Raw genomic sequence first — 22202 nt, 5'->3', positions numbered from 1 at the left:
AGCAGCGGAATGCCGTGCCGGATAGGATATAGTATCCATCGGGCGGACGCGGCGGCGAACGTATGAACGAAAGAGAAACGGGGAAATCAGATGGATGAGGCACATTCTTCGGGCCATGATCGTTCGGAGATCCGGGACTGGACAGTAGGACAGCTCCTGAGCAACGCCGCCGAGAAAGCTGGTGACACGATCGCTATCAAGGATGGCGAACTGTCGTGGACATACAAGGCGTTGCATGCGGATTCGCTGCGTCTTGCCTCGTTTCTCCTGACCCATTTCAAGACTGGCGACCATGTCGCGATCTGGGGCGCGAACAGTGCGCCGTGGATCCTGTATCAGATGGCGGCGGCGCAGGCGGGCCTTATACTGATCACGCTCAACCCGGCGCTGCGATCGGCGGAGGTCGAAGCGTTGATGCGACAGAGCCAGGTGGTCGGCGTGATTTCGGACCTGGAATATCGCGGCGTCAGCATGACCGGCATCATCGAGGAAGTGCGGCCCTCGCTGCCGCACCTGCGCGAAACGCTGCTGATCAGCGACTGGCGCGATCATCTGGCCGCCGGGAAAGCCGACGGCAATGGCGTGGCGACGGTTCATCCCGACGATACGGCGCTCATCCTCTACACCTCGGGCACGACCGGAACGCCCAAGGGCGTCAAGCTGCACCATCGCGGCATCGTCAACAATGCGCTGCTCGGCTCGGAACTCTACAAGATCGAAGACGGGCTTGCCTGGCTGGGGGTCATGCCGTTTTTCCATATTGGCGGGTCCGTCAGCACCATCCTCGGCTGCATTTCGCGCCTTAGCACCCATGTTGTGTTGCGCGCCTTCGACCCGGCCGAAGTGCTGCGCCTGATCGAACAGGAACATGTCGCCTGGTTCCCCTGCGTTCCCACCATGGCCATCGCCATCATGGAACATCCCGATTTCGACAAGACCGACCTGTCGTCGCTCGAAGTGATCCAGACCGGCGCCACCACGGTTTCCCCGGAATTCGTGCGCCGCCTGGGTGACCGTTTCCATGCCGATGTCCAGATCATGTTCGGCCAGACCGAAGCCGGCGGGGTGATGTGCAAGTCGCTGCGCGGCGATCCGGTGGAAGTGATCGCGGGGACCGTCGGCAAGCCCTATCCCTATACGGAACTGAAAATCTCCGACGCCGTCACCGGCGACACGCTGGGCATCGACCAGATCGGCGAAATCCGCATCCGCAGCCCCTATATGACGCGGGGCTATTTCAACAATCCCGAAGCGACTGCCGCGGCATTCGATGAGCAAGGTTTCCTGCGGACCGGCGATCTGGGGACGCTCGACGAGCATGGCTATGTCCGCGTGACCGGCCGGCTCAAGGAAATGATCATTCGTGGCGGTGAAAACATCTATCCGCGCGAAATCGAAGATCGGCTGGGCGACTTTCCGGGCATCGCCGAATGCGCCGTCGTCGGCGTGCCGCACCCGCGCTGGGGCGAAGAGGTCGCGGTTGCGATCAAATGCCATGCCGGCACGGTCATCGACGTGGAGGAAGCGCGCGAGTTCCTGCTCAACCGCATTTCCCGCCACAAGGTGCCCAAGATGTGGCGCCTGGTCGATGATTTCCCCCGGACGGCGTCGGGCAAGATCCAGAAATTCGAGTTGGTGAAACTGTTTGCGGAACCCGAAAATCAGTAATGCAGCCGCTGGTCGCGCCGGGCCGGAGCGATGAGGGGCGGCGACGCGCGCGCCTCCCTCATCCCTGCTCCAGCGTTTCCCGGATGCGATTGGAAAGGACGTCCATCGAAAAGGGCTTGGTGATCATCGCCATGCCAGGCTCCAGGAAACCCGATGCCAGCGCGGCATTTTCGGCATAGCCGGTCATGAACAGGATCTTGAGGTCGGGTCGCGACACCCGGCCCCCGTCGGCGACCTGGCGGCCATTGAGGCCGGGCAGGCCGATATCGGTGATCAGCAGGTCGATGCGGCGGGCCGACTGCAATATTTCCAGCCCCTTGGGGCCATCGCTCGCTTCGATCGCGCGATAGCCAAGTTCGCGCAGCACTTCGACGATCAGCCCGCGCACCACCGGCTCGTCCTCGACCACCAGCACGACTTCGCCCGCGTCCGCCGCGGCGGACGCGACCAGGCCGGGACTTGTTTCCTCCGGATCCTCTTCGCCGCGATAGCGCGGCAGGTAGAGCTTGATCGTGGTGCCCTTGCCGACTTCGCTGTAGATGCGCGCATAGCCTTCGGACTGGCGGGTAAAGCCGTAAATCATGGAAAGCCCCAGGCCCGTCCCCTGGCCGATCGGCTTGGTGGTAAAGAAGGGTTCGAACGCGCGAGCGATAACATCCTTGCCCATGCCAGTGCCGGTATCGGTCACGCAGATGCACACATATTGCCCAGGCTCGACGTCGCCCTGCATGGCGGCATAGGCGCTGTCGATATGCGCGTTGCAGGTTTCGATTGTCAGGCGCCCGCCATCGGGCATCGCGTCGCGCGCGTTGATGGCAAGGTTGAGGATCGCGCTTTCCAGCTGATTGGGATCGCAGCGGGTGAGCCACAGGCCACCGGCCAGCACCATTTCCAGCCCGATCCTTTCCCCCAGCGTCCGTCGCAGCATATCCTCCATCGACGCCATCAGCGGATTGGCCCGCACGGGCCGCGGATCGAGCGGCTGGCGGCGGGAGAATGCAAGTAGCCGGTGAGTGAGCGCGGCGGCGCGGTTGGCCGATGCCTTGGCGCCGGTCAGCCAGCGGGACAGATCGTCGGTGCGACCCTGCGCCAGACGGTTGTCCATGATGTCGAGGCTGCCGGTGATGCCCTGCAACAGATTGTTGAAATCATGGGCGATGCCACCGGTCAGCTGGCCCACCGCTTCCATCTTCTGGCTTTGCCGCAGTGCCTCCTCGGTCGCGCGCTGGTCGGTGATGTCGCGGCCCACGCCATGGATGCGGTCGGCATCGGGCACCGCCGTCCATGCCAGCAGGCGATAGTCGCCGCTGCTGGTGCGATAGCGATTCTCGAACGCCAGCGTCGTCGTGCCGGTCCCGATGCGGCCGATTTCGGCAACGGTGTCCGCGACATCTTCGGGATGGACGAAATGGTCGAGCCGCTGGCCGATCATGTCCGTTTCGGTCCAGCCCAGCAGCCGTTTCGCCGACGGGTTGATCGCGGTGATAACGCCGTTCAGGTCGCAAACCAGCATCAGGTCCTGGCTCATCGTCCAGAGCCGGTTGCGGTCACGCGTGCTGGCTGCCTCCAGCATCTTCTGGTCGTCGATGTCGGTGTTGGTGCCGATCCAGCTGCTGATGCGGCCCTGCGCGTCGCGCAGCGGCACCGCGCGCGACAGATACCAGCGATATCCTCCTTCGCGCCCGCGCAGTCTGAATTCGGCCTGATAGGTCTGGCCGGTCAGCAGCGCTTCGCTCCACCGCTCCAGCGTCGCCGGCAAATCGTCGGGATGAACGATCTGCGCCCAGCCGGCGCCGTCAAGATCGCCTTCGGTCGCGCCGCAATAATCGTAAACGCGCGAGTTGAACCAGTCGAGCAGGCCGTCGCCGCGCGCGGTCCAGACCTGATTGGGCATATATTGGGCGAGCGCACCGAAGCTGGCCTCGCTCTTTTCGAGCGCCCGCTGGATACGACGTCGCTCTGTCACGTCCTGCACGACGCCGACGAGGCGGACCGGATTACCGCTTTCGTCATATTCATATTCGCCCTTGCGAGCGATCAGCCGTTCCTCGCCGTCGTCGGCACGCCTGATGCGATATTCCACGTCCAGCGGCGCCGATCCATCGCGGCGACGGACGATGTCGGACACGATCTGGTGATCTTCGGCCACGATCAGCCGTTCGATCTCGGGCGCGTGGATATGATCGCGGGTGGGAAAGCCGAAGACGCGGCAGAAGGCGGGCGTGCATGTGAGGATGTTGGTTCGCACGTCGATCGAAAACAGGCCGACGCCGCCGGCTTCCTGTGCCCGGCGCAGTTCCGCCTGACCCTGCGACACCTTCTGTTCGGCGCGTGCCCGTTCGATATGCGCCCAGGACCGCTCGGTGACTTCGCGGATGACTGTCAGGTCGTTCGTGGACCAACGGCGCGGCGCGCGATCGTGGATAGCCATCAGCGCCGTCAGGCGGCCGGCCTTGATCAACGGCATGCAGACGAGCGCCGCAACGCCCAGCCGCTGAAACGTCGCAGCGTCGGCAGGCGGCAATTCGTCCGCAACATCATTGACGATCAAGGGCCGCCCGGCGTGCAGTTCCGCCACCGTCAGCGCGCCAAAATCGGCGAGCCGATAATGGCCGACCAGAGAAGTTGATTCCGGCCCGTGCCAGTCGCCCCGGATGGTCAAGCCGTCCTGATCTTCGTCCATGTCGGCATAGGCGCAGTTGGACAGGCGAAGATGCCCAGCGGTCAGCCGAGTGGTGATCGCCAGCACGTCGTCGGCATCGTGGCAGTCGGTAATGGCGCGACCCAGATCGTCCAGAAAGCGCAACCGCGCCTCGCTTTCTTCCAGCGCCGCGCGGTTATCATGATCCTGGGTGATCTCCATGACCAGCGCGATGACGCCGGCCGGTGCGCCATCCTCGCCCGGCACCGGCGAATATTCCAGGTTCATCCACACCTGTTCGGGCCGGCCATGGCGATGCAGGGTCAGCAGTTGATCCTGAAAGCTGAGCGTACCGCCCGCCAGGCAGGTCTTCATCACATGATCGTTGAAATCGGCGACCTCTTCCCAGCCGTCGCGGACACATGATCCCAGCAGCCGTGAATCGCGACCGCCGGCGAAAACCGAATAGGCGTCGTTATAGATCATCACGCCTTCGGCGCCCCACAACAGCACCATCGGCATCCGGCTGCGAAGCATCAGGCCAATGGTGTTGCGAAGGCTGGAGCACCAGTCATGGATCGGACCGATCGGGGTCGTTGACCAGTCGAACGCGGAGATGCGCGCAGCCATGTCTCCCCCGCCCGCCAGGAAGGGATAGGCCGGGGCAGGGCGGGCGGCGGACACGTTCATGGACAATCATTTCCCCGTTTTGGCCGCGATCGTCCAGCCTGAAAGTCGCATGCGCTGCGCCGTCCGGCGACAGTCGATGCTGAACCCGGCAGGCCGCACGGAGTTCCCCGCTGGCCGCCCGGCAATTTACAGTCGTGCTGCAGTGCGGCATAAGCTGCTTGACGCCGCCTTCCGGGGAGCCTGTTGTTGGTCATGACGTTTGATTCACCACCATCCCGCGATAACGGCCCGCGCCTGTGGGGCGAATCCCGCCCCGCACGGCTGCGGCCCTTTATGCTTGACATGGCCGGCTGCCGGGTCGAACCGGTCAGCATGATCGAACAGCATCTGGTGGCCGCCCAAGCCCGAACTAAGCCTGCGTCCATTCGATCGGGCGATCGTTCCGCCCAGGCAGGGGGAAACTGACATGGCGCAGCGCGACAAGCCTGCGGCGCAGGTGAAGCCCAAGTCCGAATTGATGACGGTCGACCCGGCTCAGCCGGCCATGCCCGAAACGGTCAGCTACAGCCTGTATGGCAACGGCCATACCGGCCTTGAATATATCACCCGGCCGACCCCATCGGCCAAGCTGGCCGTGACTTTCGCCAATTATGACAGTCTCGATATCCATGCGCCCGGCTATGCCGAAGCGTTCTTGCTGCAGCGCGGTTACGATGTTCTGGCGCTCAAATGCAACATCAACAACTGGTATCAGGATCTGTCGCGTGAAACGCTGAAGGATATCGTCTCGAAACGGCTTCCGGCCTATGAAACGATCCTGACATATGGGTCGGACATGGGCGGTTATGCCGCCATGTATTTTGCCGACGCCATCGGCGCGCAGACCGTGATAGCCTTGTCGCCGCAACTGTCGAACGACCCGGAGATCGTCCCGTTCGACGTGCGGTGGGCGGCGGATGCGGCCCGGATGACCTTCCATCACGAGCCGCTGACCGACATATTGCGCCACAGCGGTGCGACCCATTATGTCGTTTATGATCCGTATAGTCCCGATGCCGGACATGCGCATATGATGCTGGAAGCCAGCAATTATGTGATGCTGGTGCCGGCACCCTATACGGGGCATCCGGCCGGCGTGGTTCTAGAACAGATGAACCTGTTGCCTGCCCTCTTCGATTCGCTGGCAAGGGGCGACGTTCCCAATCTGCGCGCGCAGATGCGCAAGCGGCGGGATCGGTCGTCGGGCTATCTGTTCAATCTGGCCAAGGCGTGCGCGGCGCGAGGGCACAACGGCGCCGCCGACACATTGTTCAAACAGGTTTATGAGCGGCGGGACTTCGCTCAGGCGCAGGTCGAATATAGCCGCTTCCTGCTGCGGCAGGGCAAGGCCGACGAGGCGCTGGCCCTTTTGAACAAGACCTGGCCGGTTATCGCCCATGACGTGACGATGATCGCCTTTCGCGCGCATCTCCAGTATCTGACGGGGCAGTTTGACGACGCGCTGGCGTCATTCGACACCGCGATCGCGCGAGAGCCGGACATCCTGGCATTCTACAAGGACGAACGGACGCTGCTGCGCGACCTCATCCAGCAACAGAAGCACGAGCTTCGTCTGACAACCAGCGCCCTTGATCGCACCCGAGCCGAACTGACGCTCAAGCGCGGCGCCGATCCCGACAAGCTTGACGCCAGGGCGCTGGTCATGCTGATCGGCCTGCCGCTGCTGGTCCTGACCTTGCTGATCGTAATCGTGATCAGCTTCCGCCTGACCTGATCGGGACCGGCCGGGCGCGAGGCTGCCCCGGCGGCGCAGATCAGCTGCCGTTGGGGCCGGAACCGCCGCCCGGACCACCGGCGCCACCCATGCCGCCGGCGCCAACCGCTCCGATATTGCCGAAAATCTCGTCGAACAGGCTACGATTGCGGCCGAGCGTCGGTGTTTTTCCGCCCATGGGCGAGATGTCCGCGACCTGTTCCAGGCCCATCCGGTCGACCGCGGCGACATTGCCGGCCGCATCGAAACGGACGCGCAGCACGGTCTGCGCCGTCGGCTTGGGATTGGAAAATGCCAGTTGGCGCATGTCGCGCGAGACATAATACCAGTCCTGCTCACCGAACTGCGCGGTAAAGGTCGGGCGTCCCAACGTCCCTTCGACCGACGCCCGATTGTCGATGCCCGGCTGCACCGAATCGACCAGCAGCTTGTCGATCTGGTAGCCCTGGTGCGTTCGAATGCGTGCGCAGCCCGATGCCGCCAGCAGGGTCAGGCAGAGGCCGGTCGCGAGCATGATCCGCCCATGGAGACTGTGACGGCTGAACTGGCGCATGAAATTCTCCTGGGGTGGGCGCTTTACCGCCCTGGCGACTGGCACTTCACTTCTGCATTTTCCAGGTCATCAGGTGATTTCACCCGACCCGAAAATGCTCTAAGGCCGCAGCCATTGCATTGCCGGGCACAGCAATCAATATGGAATTGCGCGGGCAGGGGCAAGAGCCGCCGCGCCCGACCATGTCCGGTAGTCCGCCTTAGTTGATAGAATTGGGCCATGTCCGTCAAAGCTTCCTCGCTCTTCACCCGTCTTTTCCGCCGCGACGATCCGCGCCAGGCCCTCGCGCCGCTCTATGACGCGATCGTGGCTGAGGGGCGGCGCGAGCATTGGTATGCGCAAGGGGCGGTGCCGGATACGATCGACGGCCGGTTCGACATGATCGTCGCAATCCTGGCACAGGTGCTGCTGCGGCTGGAGCAGGCGGCTGCGGCACAGGACAGCGTCTGGCTGACCGAATTGTTCGTCGATGACATGGATGGGCAGTTGCGCCAGCAGGGCATAGGCGATGTGGTCGTGGGCAAGCATGTCGGGCGGATGATGAGCGCGCTGGGCGGACGGCTGGCGGCCTATCGCGCCGCGCTGACGGGGGAAGCGGACCTGGCGGAGGCGTTGTCGCGCAACCTGTATCGGAGCGTGGCGCCCGATCCGGCGGCGCTGGCCCATGTCGAGGCGGAGATTCGTGCCGGATGGGCACGGCGGCGTGACGTGACGGTCGACAGGTTACGGGCGGGAGACATTGGATGACGGATCCGCAGCCCGAATTTTCACGGCTCGTCCGGCTCGACCAGATCGGCCGGCATGTCGACCCCGTCACGATCACGGCCGATGCCGCCGAGCGTGCCGGGCTGGTCCGTCGTTTCGGGCTGATCGCGCTCGATCGGCTGGAGGCCGATTATGCCCTGTCACAGGATGAAGGCGCTATCATCGCGCGGGGCCGGGTGCGCGCCCAACTGGTCCAGCCCTGCGTCGCGACCGGTGGCCCGGTGCCCGAGACGATCGATTCGCCCTTCACGCTGCGTTTCGCGGAGGAGAGCGATACAGTCGAGGAGATCGAACTGGACGCCGAGGATTGCGATACGATCGGCTACGAAGGCGGCATCATCGACATGGGCGAGGCTGTAGCCGAAACGATGGCGCTGATGATGGAACCTTATCCCCGCACGCCCGACGCCGACGCGGTTCTCAAGGACGCGGGCGTATTGAGCGAGGAACAGGCCAGTCCCTTTGCCGCTCTGCTGGCGCTCAAGACCAGGGCGCACGGCGGCAAGGGCTGATATTCCCCTTTCGTTCTCCATCTGGCATAGGGGAGCGATGGATCAACAGACGCCGCCGCCGCGCAAGATCATCCATGTCGACATGGATGCTTTCTTCGCGTCGGTGGAACAGCGCGATGATCCCGCGTTGCGGGGCAGGCCGGTGGCGGTCGGCGGCGGCGGGCCGCGCGGCGTGGTCGCGGCGGCAAGCTATGAAGCGCGGGCGTTCGGCGTGCGGTCGGCCATGCCCGGCGCGCGGGCGCGGCGGCTGTGCCCCGACCTGCTCTTCGCGCCGCCGCGATTCGAGGTGTATCGCGCGGTGTCGGCACAGATCAGGGCTATCTTCGAACGCTTCACCGACATCATCCAGCCGCTTTCGCTCGACGAGGCCTATCTCGACGTCACCGTAAACAAGCCCGGCCTGTCGTCTGCAACGGTGGTGGCGCAGGAAATCCGTCGCCTGATCCACGCCGAAACCGGGCTGACCGCGTCGGCTGGCGTTTCCTACAACAAGTTGATCGCCAAGTTGGCATCCGACCAGAACAAGCCCGACGGGATCTGCGTGGTATGGCCGAGCGAAGGCGCGGCGTTCATCGCCGCCATGCCGGTGCGCCGCATCCATGGTGTGGGGCCGGTCACGGCGCAGCGTATGGCAGCGCTCGGGATCGAGACCGGCGCGGACCTGTGCGCGTGCGATCTGCCGTTCCTCGAACGGCATTTCGGCAGCGCCGCGCACTTCTACTTTCGCGCCGCGCGGGGGCAGGACGATCGCCCGGTCCAGGATCGGCAGGCGCGCAAGTCCATCAGCGTCGAGGACACCTTCTTCGACGATCTGGTCGATCGCGATCGGCTGGTGGAGGAGATGGACCGGATCGCGCAGAGCCTGTGGCGGCGGATCGAAAAGAGCGGCGCCCATGGCCGCACGGTGGTGCTCAAGATCAAGTTCGCCGATTTCCGCATCATCACCCGGTCGCGCAGCTTTGCGAGCCCGGTGCGATCGCCCGATGTGCTGGCGCTTGCGGCGCGCGACCTGCTGGTCGCGCAATTGCCGCTGCGGATGGGCGCGCGGCTGCTAGGCCTTGGCGTCCACAATCTCGAGGACGACGATGGCCAGGCCGCCGAGCAACTGGCGCTCGCCATCTAGCCCCTGGTCAAAACGGCAGCCAGTTCCGCTTCTCGCTGAACTTCATATAGCCGGCATTGACGCCGAGCCGGTAGCCGACGCCCAGCCGGATGGGGATGAGCACGACATTGCCCCAACGCAGATAGCTGGCCGTGAAGCCGCCCACCAGATAGGCGGTGCCCTCCGCCGCGGGGAAGCGGTGATAGAGATCCTGGGTGTCGTAGAGATTATAGACCAGGACAAAAGTGTTGGCCGCATTGCCGCCAAAATCGAAGCCGACCGACGGGCCGGTCCAATAGACTTCGCGCTTGCCCTCCACCTTGTGATTGAGCGTGCCCGATCCATAGCGCAGACCGACCACGAACGCTCCGGCGGCTTCGCGCCCGGCGATATAGGCATTGGGGCGGCCCTGATCCTTCAGGATCTTTTCGATCATGCCGGCCAACCCCTCGGCTCCCTTGCCGAACACGCCTTCGGCCGCGCCGATCAGGTCGTCTTCCTGAAAGGATTCAGCCGGCACCGGCGCGGCCGGAGGCGATGCCGCCGTGACCGGCGCGCCGGTCGCGGTAGTGCCGCCGACGACGCCGGCATCGGCCTGATTGTCATAGACGCTGCTGTCGGTGCTGACGCCGGGGCCTGGCGTGGCATTTACACCCGGATCGCTGGGCGCATTGTTGGCGGGCGGAGGCGGGGCAAGGTCCGCGTCGATGGCGCTGTTGGGATCGACGGTGCGGACCTGCGCCTGCGCCACCGGGGTCAGCGCCAGGCCCGCTATCGTGGCGATGAGCGTGCCGGCACGCGCCATGCGCCCGGCAAACTGCGCGGTTATCCCCATCATGTCCGTCATTCCCCGACCCGCCCGATATGGTAAAGAGCGTATCTATCCGACCGCGAAGCTGAAACGGCAATGAACGAACGGCGACATGAGTCGATTCCGCGCCAGACCGAATGAGCAGCCGCGCGATAACCGCTTATTTCCGCCGCATATCCCCCGTTGCCATGTCGCAAAGCCCTCGCTATAGCCCCTTTCGCCTAGCCGCCGCCCCTCGCGGGTGATCAGGCCATGTGGAGACGTGGGTGAGTGGCTGAAACCAACGGTTTGCTAAACCGTCGTGCTGAGAATTCGGCACCGAGGGTTCGAATCCCTCCGTCTCCGCCAATTCTTTGTTTTCCTACATCCCTAGCAAACCGAAAAAGCCCAGTGTTTCCGGGCCTTTCTGGCTGATTCGCGTCCCACCTCATCCCCTCGCATCCGTCGGTGATCGATCTGGCGTGTGGTAATAAGCGTGGGAGAATATCGGCATGGGAAAGCTCTCCGTAACAGGTGTGAAGGCAGCAAAGCGACCGGGCAGGTTCGGTGATGGCGATGGCCTGTTTCTCGTGGTCGGCGCGACCGGCTCCAAAAGCTGGGTGTGCCGCGTCCAGAAGCATGGCCGCAGGCGCGACATCGGATTGGGCAGCGCAGCGAAGGTGACGTTGTCTGTTGCCCGCGACAGGGCGCGCGAGGTGCGGACCTGGGTCGAGCTTGGCCTCGACCCTGTGTTCGAGAAGCGCAAGGCGCGCGGCATACCGACACTCAGGGAAGCGACGGCCAAGGTCTATGCGGCGAACCGCAAGACCTGGCGCAACGAGAAGCATGAAGGGCAATGGCTGCGAACGCTGGAAGCCTGCGCCTTTCCTATCATCGGCGATATCCGGGTGTCCGAGATTACCGGCCCGATGATCCGCAACGTCTTAGCCGAAATCTGGCTGACCAAGCCGGAAACGGCACGCCGGGTGCGCCAGCGGATCGGCGCTGTCCTCGATTGGGCCTTTGCGTCGGGCTACCGCGAAACCGAAGCGCCCATGCGCTCGATTACCAAGGGGCTTCTGCGCCAGCCCAAGAAGGACGGGCATTTCGCCGCCATGTCCTATGCCGATGTGGCGGCCTTCGTGGTCAGGCTACGCGAACGGGAATCGTTCAGCCGCCTTGCCTTGCAGTTTACCATCCTGACCGCCGCACGCTCCGGCGAAGTGCGCGGCGCGGCATGGAGTGAGATCGACATCGAGAATACCCTGTGGACCATCTCCAAGGAGCGCATGAAGGCGCAGCGGGAGCATGTCGTCCCGCTGTCGAGACCGGCACTAGCCGAGACGATCAAGGCTGCGGTATGCAAGGGGTGGCCAGAGCAAACGCCGGATGTCCGCCCCCTGACAAGACCTGCCATTAGCAAGTCGCTTTGGGAACGGCAGGCATGTCCCAGCTGTCGCCTACCGCTGTCGACCCATTCAAGACGCTCGATCGCCTGTGGCTCATTCCAGGAAACGGACTGTCGGCTACGCCACGATTGGGCGTAAAGCGGCGAACTTGCTGTCGCGCCTATGGATTTTCTTAATGGGAAGGGGTGCCGACCGCGATTGAGGGCACCCCTTGGTTGGGAACGGCTGCCAGCAGATTATTGGGTGACCTTTTCCCTTTCGGCAAGCTGGCGCGCGGCGGTCGCTGCGGCATCGGTGGCGGTCACGATGCCGTCCTTGTCATTGTCCTGTTCGGCAAAGGCGCGCGCGCCCGAAAAGTCATATTCGGCCTGGGACATCTTGCCGTCCTTGTCCTTGTCCAGCACACCGAATCGGACATGAGTCTGCCGGATCTGGCGCTGCCGCTCCTCCGTCTTCTTCTCTTCGTTGCGATCGGACGCGGCGAGTTGCTGTTCCAGTCGCGCGCTATATTCCTGCACATATTCGTTCTCCGACACCCAGCCGTCACCATTGGCGTCGGTCGCCTTGAAGCGGGCAACGCGACCTTTGTCGAATTCGGCGCGGCTGACCTGGCCGTCAGAATCGGCGTCATAGTCGTGGATGAAGGCCGATCCTTCATGCGGCGCGGCCATGGCGGTGCCGGCGAGCGTCAACAGGGCGGCGGCCAAGGTAAGCTGGAATATCATATAGTCTCCGTTGGATATGGGGAACGCGGCGCTCAGGCCGCGTCGAAGGTCAGGGTGTAGGTGTAGCTGCGATAGGGGGTTTCCGACCCGGCCGGGGCTGCGCCGCGATGGCGCACCAGGATCAGATAGGTACCCGCATCGCCGGGCTGCAGGGTGAAGCGCCCATCGGCGCCGCTCTTCACCTGGGCCGCCACCTTGCGCCCATCATAGAGGCCGGCGCCGCGAAACATAGTGATGTCGGTATGAGCGAGCGGCTTGCCGTCAAACAGCAGAGCGAAGCGGACGTCCGATCCCGCGACGATCCCGTTGGGATGGGTGATCGGCTGGATCTCCAATGCCTTGCCCATCGGCTTGAGCGCCGTTTCGGTCGGCTGGCCGCGCGTCACATAGGCGTCGGCCAGAGTCATGCTCTGCACCTCGACCTGCTCGGCATCGGCAGGCGCTTCGGCACCTTCGCCGCGCACGGCCCATGTGTCGCCTCGCTTGAACATCTTGCCCTTGCGCCCGGCACGCTGGCCGCTGGTCACGCGATAGGTGCCGTCGGCAGGGATGGCCGCCTCAAAGACGCTGAGGTCGCGCAAATGGGTAACCGGTCCGGTCGGCAGATCCTTCCCGTCCGGACCGACCAGGTGGAAGGGGGCGTCGCGCATTGCGACTTCGGGCAGAAAGGCATCTTCGGCGAAAGCCGACTGAACGGTGACATGGTCGCTCTTGCCCACATCGAACAGGGTCGGCAGCACATAGGGCATATGCGCCTGCGCGGTGGAAGCGCCGACGAGGGTCAGCAGCAGGGCGATGGAATGTATGGGTGGTGTCTTCATGATTTCCCCTTTCTGCGACGGCTGTTAAATCTAATGCGACTCACTTGCAATATCATATTAAGCTGATAGGTGCATCGTCGTTCGGGCGATCAAGGCCCGATGCAGTTTACGAAAATGGGGGCCGCACATATGATGAAGACCAGACTGACGTTGCTGTTGGGAACCGCGCTGATCGTTGCGCCGGCCCAGGCATGGGCCCAGGATGACGCCGATGCACCGGAAACGACGCGCATGGCGCTCGACCGCATGATCATTTCCGCCGGCACCGAAAAAGTCGCGATCGATACGCCGCAGGCGGTCAGCACACTTGATCAGGATGATATCGATCAGGTCCAGGCGACGACGATCGGCGACCTGCTGGAAGGGATGCCGGGCGTCAACGTCCAGGGCGGCGTCGGCCAGCTTGGCCAGGGCTTCAACATTCGCGGCATGGGCACGGCGATCGGCGACAGCGACAATCGCATCCTGCTTACGGTCGATGGCGTCACCAAATTCTACGAACAATATCGCATGGGCGCGCTGTTCACCGAGCCTGAACTCTACAAGCGGATCGAAGTGCTGCGCGGCCCTGCCTCCTCGACCCTCTATGGCGCGGGCGCGCTGGCGGGCGTGGTCAACTTCACCACCAAGGACGCGTCCGATTTTCTGGACGACGGCGATCCGCTGGCGGTTCGCCTGAAGGCGGCGACCGAAACCAATGCGCAGGCGCACACCCTGTCGGGCATCGTCGCAGTCCAGCCGACCGAGGGCGTCGAACTGCTGGGCAGCTACAACTATAGGCGCACCGACGATTATAAGAGCGGCAATGGCGACACCGTCGCGGCCTCCGCCACCCTGTCGGACAGCTGGCTGGTGAAGGGCCGGATCGCCATCGGCGGCAACAAGAAGCACGCCATCTGGGCCAGTTATCAGGACTGGATCAGCGACGCGCCGCAAGTCTACGATCAGATCTCCGCCGCGACCGGCGCTGCGCTGATGCGCCGCCGCGTCCACGACAAGACCGCCGTGCTGGGCTACGTCAACGATTTCGACGGCAGCAAGATCTTCAATGTCGAGGCGCAGGTCGCCTATTCGCTGTCGAAGGTGCACCAGACCGAAACGACCTTCCTCGGCCCGCTCGCCTATTCCGATTTTTCCTATGAGAGCTGGCAGGCGAAGGTCCAGAACACCAGCGAGTTCGCCATGGGTGGCGACTGGACGACCTTCCTGATCCTGGGCGGCCAGTGGAGCAAGCAGGAGCGGCGCAATCCGCGCGTCGCGCTCAACGGCACGGTAACGCCGGGTGCGGGCACCCATCCCGAAGGCGATATGAACCGCTATGGCCTGTTCGGCCAGCTGGAAATCGTCTGGTCCGACAAGCTGACGATCATGCCGGGCGTCCGCGTCGACTGGACCAAGCTGAAGCCCGGCGATACGGTGGTCAGCGGCACGACGCTGACGGAAAGGGTCAAGGATAGCGGTGTATCGCCCAAGCTGGCCGCGCTTTACAATGTTACGCCTTGGTTCGGCCTGTTCGGTTCGGTCGCGCGCACCGTGCGGATGCCCAATATCGATGAGATTTTCACCCGTTCCACGACCCGGCCCGACAATCCCGACCTGAAACCCGAAAAGTCCGATAATGTCGAAGTCGGCTTCACCTTTTCCTTCGACGACACGCTGGGCAGGGGCGATCGCTTCCGCGCCAAGACCACTCTGTTTCAGAACGATGTCAAGGACCTGATCGTCAATGTCACAGCGGCGGCGGGCACACCCTATTTCCAGAATATCAACCGCTCGCGCTTCAAGGGGCTGGAGGTCGAGGCGGAATATGGCATTGGGGGTTTCTTCGCGCGCGGCAACGCCTCCTTCATCGATGGCAAGAACCGACTGACGGGCGATTATCTCAATACCATTCCGGCCAACGACTATCGCCTGACGTTGGGCTATGCCGATCCGGCGAGCGGCTTATCGGGCGGCTGGACGGGCGAGTTTGCGGAGCGGCAGGACAAGGTGACGACCGGCGCCTTCGCCTCGGCCGGATCAGGCCTGCCGACACCGGGCTATACCGTCCACAACCTCTTCTTCGCCTTCAAGCCGCAGAGCGGCGCGGCCAGGGGATTCGAATTCCGCATCGCGATAGATAACGTCTTCGACAAGCAATATCGCCGCCATCTGTCCTCGCTTGCGGCGGAAGGGCAGAGCTTCAAGTTCACCGTGGCAAACACATTCTGACGCCATGGCACAGGCAGCCCATCCTTTCCGCATCGGCGGGCCGGTGGTGGCCTCGCTATTGGTCAACGGGTTATTGATCGGGGCGCTGCTTAATCTTGGCATGGGGCATGTCAGCCGCCGGAGCGAATCCTCGGCGCTGACAGTCCTATCCTTAGCCCTGCTCAAAGGCGTGGAGCAGGGCAAGGAAGAGGCGGAGACCCCCAGCACGCCTGCCGCCGTTCAGCACCCAACCACCAAACAACCGCCCGCACGGCAGCCGACCGCGATGACCATTGTCACGCCACCGGTCGTGGTGGCGCCGTCGCGTCTTTCTCTCTCCATGCCGATATCGGCGGCCGCGCCGACAGCTAGTCCCCACGCAGCGCCATCGCCGCCCGCTTTGCAAGCCACCGCCTCGGCCGCACCCCCGCCTCGGCGCGGCGCCGCGGATGGCCTGGACGTGAAAGCGCCACCCGGCACCAGCCGCAGCTATGCCGCCAAGGTCCGATCCTGGCTCTACGGCCATAAAATCTATCCCCGCCGGGCCCGGATGCGGCGGGAGGAGGGGCGGGTGCAGGTCCGCTTCGTCCTCGACCGCGCCGGCATGTTGCTGGAGGGTGCGATCGTCCAGGGATCGGGCAATACCGTGCTGGACGATGAGGCCGAAGCGATGCTGCGTCGCGCCTCCCCCTATCCTAGCGCACCGACCGAGCTACCGGGCGAGCGCATCGAGTTTACTGCGCCGATCATATTCACCCTGCCAGCATAGCGACGACTTTGACCTTGCCCTGTACGATCGGCGTAGATTTCATACCCACTCCATCTTTGGGCTTGCGGGCTGCCTTAACAGCCCCAAACCTCCAACGATTGACAAAATATGGGCGGGCAAGACTGACCCATCGTGGACGCTCAGAGCTAGATTTTCGACCCCAGCAGCAGACGTTCCGCTCTTCCGGCAGCTGTCGATCCTTAGTTGCGGACAGTCCGCCAAACGGCGCTCGGCGACCGGGTACGGACATCCATCCGCCAGCTCGTGTATGGCTTATATTGACAGGAGCTGCCATTTCTGGATCGCCAGACAAAGCGCAAACAGCCATCGCTCGGCCTGTCGATCAGCAGCCGGTATATTGCGCCAAAATCAAGCACATGCGGGGGATATGATGTAATGTCCCGCAGTGGACGGGCGCTATGCAGCAGTCGTGCGTACCGGAAAGGCACGGTTCTCGCTTTCGGGTCAATAGAGATTGTCCTTATAATCCTTCTCCAACCCCCTCTTGAGCAGCCCCGTCATACCGGGCACCGAGAGGCTTGCGCGTGCGAGCATCGCGCCAACGCCTCCGCCCTTGTTGAGCTTGATATGGCCCATGAACAATTTGGTCGGGTCAATGTCGCTGGTCTGGCGCACGGGCCATGGGGATGCCCGTTCCAGCGCGCGGCTGGCGTGGAGCGCCATCGTTTCGACGGATAGCTCGATGGCCAATAGCGGCGTTTTACCCTGCGTGGCGAAGCGGTCGCGGATCGCCAAATCGGTCGCCAGACGCGCCGAACCCCTTGCCGTCAGCATATGGGTCGCGCCGGGTACAAGCAGGACGATCCCCGTCTGCGACTGCTCCACGATGTTGCGAAAACTGTCGACACGGCGGTTGCCGGGCCGATCTGCAAACCATATCCTGTCGCCGTCGAGCATCGCCATGCAGCCGGCTGGATCGCCTTTTGGGCTGAGATCCGCCTGGCCGCCGGCACCAACCGTGGCCAGCGCCAGAAAGCGGCTCGCCGTGACAAAGCTGGCGAGGTCCGCCGGTGCGTCGCAGGGCTGCGCCGCCCACAGGTCGGATCGGATGATAGCCTTCGCGCAATGGCCGTAGCACTCCTCCACAACGACATGCAGATGCTCGGCATCCATCGCTTCCAACCGGCCATTGATGCGCAATGCCTCCCGGATACCGGGGATCAGGAACAGCGATCCGAACGATGCTCTGACCGCCAGCGGCTCGGCATTGTCCAGCGACGCGAGCGGTATACGCAACCGCCGGGTGTCGCCCCACGCAAAGCCCGGCACACCACCGCAGATGGTCGCGATGACGCTGGCCTTGGCGGTGTCCAGACCGGAACCCAGACAGACGAACGCCAGCGGCGATTGGGCGAGCCATCGCAACGCGCCCTCGTCCAGATGGTCGATGACCTTGAGATGTATGGCGGGCGGCGTACGGCCGGTGACCGCCTCCAGCTTCGCTATGCTGTCGATGATACCGTCGCCGAGCCTGTCCTCGGTCATGCTGCCTGGGCCTGCACAGGATGCGCGATGCCGCCCCGCGCCAGCCACAACAGCACAGAGCCGCATGCCAGCAGCCCGATATCGACCGACCAGACGACCGAGTCGGCGGAAAGGAAACGCAGCGAATGGACCAGCCCGGCAGCGATCAGCAGCACGCCTGAAGCACGCTTCAGCCACAGCGATAATGCGCCCGCTTCGATCCGCAGGGCAGAGAAGAGTATGGCCAGCGTCACGGCGGCCCATATCACGATCAGCACCTGCTTGCTGACCACTCCGCCCAGCGCCGCCGTTACAAGCGCCGTGGTGGCAAGAGCGATCGGCTGGCTCCAGATCGTCGCGGCCCACAGTCGTTCGAGGCCGGGCGCCGGATTGCGCTTGTCACGTCGCCGGGCAAGCCAGATCGTCACGCCGCCAGCGGCCAGATAGGTGAGGCCAAGGCCAAGAAGCGCATAGGCGATCTTCACCATGCCCCCGCCGAACCAGCCAAAATGCAGCTTGCCGATCGCCCCCAATATCCGCTCGCCCAGGTTATTCTCAGACGACTGGGCGCGGTGATACAGCTTGCCCGAGCGATCGAAGGCATAGGCGTCGTAATTGGCAAGGCGCGTGTCTTCGCGTCGCACGTTGAACATCGCTGCCCCGCCCATTTCGGCGGGATGCTCCAGCAGGATGAGGTCGATGCGCCCGCCCGGTGCCGCGCGATCGACGATAGGAAACATCGGGCGCAGGTCGATGATAGGCGCGGGCCGCGGATCGTCCTTTGGCGCCTGCGGAATGAACAGGGCATAGACCTTGGCCGTATCCCCTTGAAACAACGCCATGCCCAGCACGCCAACGATGATGGTGGTGAGGCCGAGCAGCGCCCCCGTCAGCGACACGAGGACATGAAAGGGCAGCGCCCATATGCCGATGCGGTTGTGCAGGTCCGCCTCCTGCAAGCGGCGCGAACCGCCCAGGCGCAGGTGAAAGGCGTCGCGGAAGATGCGCGGATGGGCGAGCAGTCCGGATATGAGCGAGGACAGCAGGGCCACGCCGGTCAGGCCGACGATGAAGACGCCCAAACTGCCCGGAATGTGCAGGTTGATGTGCAACCGCGTCACGAATTCGCTGAACGGCGCATCTCCGGGCGCCGCCAGATTGCCGGCCGCATCGAATATCCACGCATGATGCACATGGTCCTTCTCGACGCTGATGCTGGCCTGAGGCAGATCGGGCGTGGGCAGATTGATATAGCCATGTTCCACACCGCCGCCGACCCGCGCGATTGCGGCCTCCAGCGCGTGCTGGACGGCGGCGGGCGATACGGCGGTCAGGTGTGGTGCGCCCGCCGTTTCCCAGCGCTGAAATTCATGGGCGAACACGGCGATGCTACCCGTCAGGCACACCAGATAGATGATGGCGGCGAAGGCGAGGCCAAGCGAACTATGCCCCTTCAACACCGCGCGCACAAAGTCGGCGGGTACGCGGGGCAGCCGCGGCTTGCGTTTGGCCTTCGCAGTCATGCGAATCCCTTCAATATGGCCAGGCCAAAGCCTGTGAGCGCAGTGCCGACCAGAACCGCCGTCGCGCGGATGATGCGATTGTCCGCCAGGGTCCAGGCCATGGCGCCGCCCCACACGACCGGGACAATCAAGCCGCCGATCAGCAGGCGGGTCTGCGCCTCGCCCGGCACCCAGACGGCATAGCATATGCCGACCGCCATGGCGGCGATCATGCCGATCGGGCCGGCGAGCAGCCAGCGCAATATGCTGCGCCAGCGGGTTGTCGGCCGGTCGAGGGGCTCGGGCGCAAGACTGTCCGATGCGCGTCCGGCGCGGCCAGTCTTGCCCGCCCTCCCGGTTCGAACGGTCGCGCCCGTCGCCACCACCGCCAGCGCGGCCACCGACAGCATGGCGACCGCGATGAACGGCCCGCGCGTGTCGCCCAGCAGGAAGGCGGGCCAGACCAGTGTCGCCACGATCACCGCCCAGCCCAATGTCCGATAGCCTGCGCCTTTTGCCGCAGGAGACCGCCACGCGCGGCGCAGGGCGACGGCACCCAGTGCCCCGCCTGCCAACATTGGGAGACAGGCAAGCAGCGTCATCATTACCAGCGCGTTTCCAGCGATACGCCCAGCACACGGGGATTGCCCAGCACGCCGCGGCCCAGTCCTTCGACGGTATATTGGAAATAATGTTCGTCGAAGATGTTGGAGGCGAAGGCCGAAACCGTCCAATGCTCCGCTTCATAGGCGATGCGTGCATTCACCAGCGTGCGGGCACCCAGCCGCGTTTCCGACTGCGGAATGCTAATTTCGGAGAAGACGGCACTGCGATGGCTGGCGTTGACGTTGAGGCTTACATGCTCGACCGGGCGCGCATTGATCCCCGCCGACAGGGTCCAGTGCGGCGCATGGGCAAATTCCAGCCCGGCATAGTCGCTCACGCTGCCCACCGTCGTCGAAAACTCATCAAATTTGGTCTTGGTATAGCCGACGGAGGCATACCAGTCGAACGCCGGGCTGATGCGATGCGCCGTCTCTACCTCGAATCCGTAGAGATGCGACTTGCCGGCGTTGACGACATTGGTGTCATAGACGTTGAGGCCGAAATTGGCCGACACCTGCTGATCCTTCCAGTCGACATAAAAGGCGTTGGCATTGAGCGTCAGCGCGCCGTCCAGCCAGGCCGAGCGGAAGGACAGTTCGTAATTCCAGGTGAATTCCGGATCATAGGCGAAGGTCGCCGACCGGGCGAGGTTGCTGCTAGATCCGCCCGACCGATAGCCCCGCTGGGCGGTGAAGGCGGTCTTGATGTCCGGGGTCCAGGCCATTTCGATCCCGGCCTTGGGCAGGAAAGCCTTAAACGTGCGGTTGATCGCGATCGCGCCTCCCGTTGCCTGGGACACGATGTCGTCCACCCCCGCATTGATGCCCAACACGGCGAACCAGAGGGGCGATCCTGCCGGACCGAAGGCCAGCGGATCGGGATAGGTGCCGGCAAAAGCCGTCTGCTGCGCGACGGCGAGATTGTTGGTTTCGCGGTCGTAGCGGAAACCTCCGAGCAGCGAGAGCCGTTCGGTCAGCTTGAACCGCGCATCGCCGAACAGGGCATAGGTGCGGACCCGCCCTGCGCCCTGCGACGCGAAATCGACCGGAATCTGGGGCAGGGCCGCACCATAGAGGCCCGCGACATATTGCGCCGTGGCGGCATCTATGCCGTTCGACTGAAGCAGAGCGGCGATCGTGCCGAGCGGAGTGGGTACTCCGGTCTCGCTGGTCGTGTTGATGCTGTTCTTGCGGTTATAGTAGAAGGCGCCGAGCAGGCCGCTCAGCCGGTCGCCTTCATAGTTTAGCCGCAATTCCTGCGAGAAGGTCTTGTAACGGTTGCGCTGGACATATTGGCCGCTGTCGGCTGCGGTCAGGTCATTATCGTAATTGTTGATCTCGCCCACGTCATTATAGGCGGTGATCGCGGTCAGGCTGAGGTCGCCGCCGAAATCATAGCGCAAGTCCAGTGTGCTGATGTCGGTGTTGGAATCGCTGTCGTTCCGGACATCGGAAAAATTGCGCCGATGGTCGAAGAAGTCCGGCGTGGTCGTGTCGACATAGCTGAAGCTGTACCCGCCATAACGGTCATAATGGGTGTAGCCGACCCGCGCCTCAAACCCCGGCAGGGCGGTGGGCGTCCAGAGCAGCTTGGCGCGGACATTGGTCGAATCCAGCGGATTTTCTGGAGCGCGCCGTGTAGCGTTCCAGGTGAAGCCATCCGCGTCCCGCTTTTCGGCCGAAACCCGGAAGGCCAATTCTCCAGGCACGATGGGACCACCTGCAGCGATGGCGAATTGTCGGTCGTCGCCGCTGCTATATTGAGCGCGGGCGCGCGCCGACCAGGTCATCGTCGGCTCGGTCGTACGCAGGATGACCGCGCCTGCCAGCGCATTCAGCCCCTGCAGCGTGGATTGTGGACCGCGCAAAATCTCGATCTGCTCGACATCCCACATGTCGGTGGGGGCGGCCTGGACGATAGCCGAAGGAAGCGCGGCGCCATCGACGAAGATGGTCGCAAGAGCCGCGCCTTCCCCGCCCATGACGCCCCGGTTCGCAATGCCACGGATCGTGAAGCCGGCCACACCATAGGTCTCGGTGACGTTGGCGGTCCGCTGAAATACATCCTGAATACTGACGAGGTTTTCCTGCTGGATGCGTTTCGGCGTCGTCACCGCGACGCTCGTCAGCGTATCCTGAAGCGAGCGATTTGCCTTTTCACCGGTTACGATGATCGTATCGGCATTATCCTCCGGCGCGCTGGCCGGAGCCTGAGCGAAGGCCGGACTTAAGACATTAATTGCGAACAAGCTGCAGGCAGC

At 63.7% G+C, this 22202-nt stretch carries 17 protein-coding genes and 1 tRNA gene; 9 read left to right on the top strand and 9 right to left on the bottom strand.

The window, feature by feature from the left end; translation table 11 throughout:
* Window positions 1–90: 90 nt before the first annotated feature.
* On the top strand, window positions 91–1668 hold the full coding sequence (locus WG908_RS02885; protein WP_340185067.1) for a class I adenylate-forming enzyme family protein: 1578 nt from the start codon (window positions 91–93) through the stop codon (window positions 1666–1668).
* 58 nt (window positions 1669–1726) lie between these two features.
* Here WG908_RS02885 and WG908_RS02880 read toward each other — a convergent pair whose 3' ends face one another.
* On the bottom strand, window positions 1727–4999 hold the full coding sequence (locus tag WG908_RS02880; protein WP_340185066.1) for a PAS domain S-box protein: 3273 nt from the start codon (window positions 4997–4999) through the stop codon (window positions 1727–1729).
* Between the two features lie 406 nt (window positions 5000–5405).
* On the opposite strand from WG908_RS02880, the gene WG908_RS02875 reads away from it, so the two are divergent.
* Window positions 5406–6713: a tetratricopeptide repeat protein gene (locus WG908_RS02875; RefSeq protein WP_340185065.1), complete on the top strand. Its 1308-nt coding sequence runs from the start codon at window positions 5406–5408 to the stop codon at window positions 6711–6713.
* 40 nt (window positions 6714–6753) lie between these two features.
* Here WG908_RS02875 and WG908_RS02870 read toward each other — a convergent pair whose 3' ends face one another.
* Window positions 6754–7266 carry an outer membrane protein assembly factor BamE gene (locus tag WG908_RS02870; RefSeq protein WP_340185064.1) on the bottom strand — a complete coding sequence of 171 codons (513 nt, stop codon included), beginning with the start codon at window positions 7264–7266 and terminating at the stop codon, window positions 6754–6756.
* Window positions 7267–7485: 219 nt separating this feature from the next.
* On the opposite strand from WG908_RS02870, the gene WG908_RS02865 reads away from it, so the two are divergent.
* Genes WG908_RS02865 through dinB form a run of 3 tightly spaced genes read left to right on the top strand, consistent with a single transcriptional unit; the run spans window position 7486 to window position 9666 of the window.
* Complete coding sequence (locus WG908_RS02865; RefSeq protein ID WP_340185063.1) at window positions 7486–8013, top strand: ubiquinol-cytochrome C chaperone family protein; 528 nt, start codon at window positions 7486–7488, stop codon at window positions 8011–8013.
* Window positions 8010–8543 (top strand): DUF177 domain-containing protein, encoded by a 534-nt coding sequence (locus WG908_RS02860; RefSeq protein WP_340185062.1) that lies wholly within the window; start codon window positions 8010–8012, stop codon window positions 8541–8543. Before WG908_RS02865 ends, WG908_RS02860 begins: the two co-directional genes overlap by 4 nt.
* A 37-nt stretch (window positions 8544–8580) precedes the next feature.
* A complete protein-coding gene (dinB, locus tag WG908_RS02855) occupies window positions 8581–9666 on the top strand; it encodes a DNA polymerase IV (protein ID WP_340185061.1) in 1086 nt (361 codons plus the stop codon).
* Window positions 9667–9673: 7 nt separating this feature from the next.
* Here dinB and WG908_RS02850 read toward each other — a convergent pair whose 3' ends face one another.
* Window positions 9674–10483, bottom strand: a complete 810-nt coding sequence (locus WG908_RS02850; protein WP_340185060.1) for a DUF1134 domain-containing protein — start codon at window positions 10481–10483, stop codon at window positions 9674–9676.
* Between the two features lie 229 nt (window positions 10484–10712).
* Here WG908_RS02850 and WG908_RS02845 point away from each other — a divergent pair.
* Together WG908_RS02845 and WG908_RS02840 are read left to right on the top strand one after the other, a co-directional pair.
* Window positions 10713–10804 (top strand) — tRNA-Ser (locus WG908_RS02845).
* 143 nt (window positions 10805–10947) lie between these two features.
* The gene (locus tag WG908_RS02840; protein WP_340185059.1) at window positions 10948–11982 is read left to right on the top strand and encodes a tyrosine-type recombinase/integrase; all 1035 of its coding nucleotides are present in this window, start codon (window positions 10948–10950) and stop codon (window positions 11980–11982) included.
* Window positions 11983–12080: 98 nt separating this feature from the next.
* Here WG908_RS02840 and WG908_RS02835 read toward each other — a convergent pair whose 3' ends face one another.
* Complete coding sequence (locus tag WG908_RS02835) at window positions 12081–12569, bottom strand: EF-hand domain-containing protein (RefSeq protein ID WP_340185058.1); 489 nt, start codon at window positions 12567–12569, stop codon at window positions 12081–12083.
* 32 nt (window positions 12570–12601) lie between these two features.
* On the bottom strand, window positions 12602–13390 hold the full coding sequence (locus WG908_RS02830; RefSeq protein WP_340185057.1) for a DUF4198 domain-containing protein: 789 nt from the start codon (window positions 13388–13390) through the stop codon (window positions 12602–12604).
* 129 nt (window positions 13391–13519) lie between these two features.
* Between WG908_RS02830 and WG908_RS02825 the strand changes: the two genes are divergently transcribed.
* Together WG908_RS02825 and WG908_RS02820 are read left to right on the top strand one after the other, a co-directional pair.
* A complete protein-coding gene (locus WG908_RS02825; RefSeq protein ID WP_340185056.1) occupies window positions 13520–15601 on the top strand; it encodes a TonB-dependent receptor, heme/hemoglobin family in 2082 nt (693 codons plus the stop codon).
* Window positions 15602–15605: 4 nt separating this feature from the next.
* Window positions 15606–16349 carry an energy transducer TonB gene (locus WG908_RS02820; RefSeq protein ID WP_340185055.1) on the top strand — a complete coding sequence of 248 codons (744 nt, stop codon included), beginning with the start codon at window positions 15606–15608 and terminating at the stop codon, window positions 16347–16349.
* A gap of 465 nt (window positions 16350–16814) precedes the next feature.
* On the opposite strand, the gene WG908_RS02815 is transcribed toward WG908_RS02820, so the two are convergent.
* From WG908_RS02815 to WG908_RS02800, 4 genes are read right to left on the bottom strand one after another with little or no spacing between them, the layout of a single operon-like run.
* Window positions 16815–17855, bottom strand: coding sequence for a pyridoxamine 5'-phosphate oxidase family protein (locus tag WG908_RS02815; protein WP_340185054.1), 1041 nt, complete (start codon window positions 17853–17855; stop codon window positions 16815–16817).
* Window positions 17852–19357 carry a PepSY-associated TM helix domain-containing protein gene (locus WG908_RS02810; RefSeq protein WP_340185053.1) on the bottom strand — a complete coding sequence of 502 codons (1506 nt, stop codon included), beginning with the start codon at window positions 19355–19357 and terminating at the stop codon, window positions 17852–17854. Before WG908_RS02810 ends, WG908_RS02815 begins: the two co-directional genes overlap by 4 nt.
* On the bottom strand, window positions 19354–19941 hold the full coding sequence (locus tag WG908_RS02805; RefSeq protein WP_340185052.1) for a hypothetical protein: 588 nt from the start codon (window positions 19939–19941) through the stop codon (window positions 19354–19356). Before WG908_RS02805 ends, WG908_RS02810 begins: the two co-directional genes overlap by 4 nt.
* Window positions 19941–22190: a TonB-dependent receptor gene (locus tag WG908_RS02800; protein ID WP_340185051.1), complete on the bottom strand. Its 2250-nt coding sequence runs from the start codon at window positions 22188–22190 to the stop codon at window positions 19941–19943. The genes WG908_RS02805 and WG908_RS02800 overlap by 1 nt, the downstream gene beginning before the upstream one ends.
* Window positions 22191–22202 lie beyond the last annotated feature (12 nt).

It is taken from the genome of Sphingobium anseongense (genome assembly GCF_037725245.1).
Classification (GTDB): domain Bacteria; phylum Pseudomonadota; class Alphaproteobacteria; order Sphingomonadales; family Sphingomonadaceae; genus Sphingobium.
This window is presented reverse-complemented; position numbering and strand designations above follow the sequence as displayed.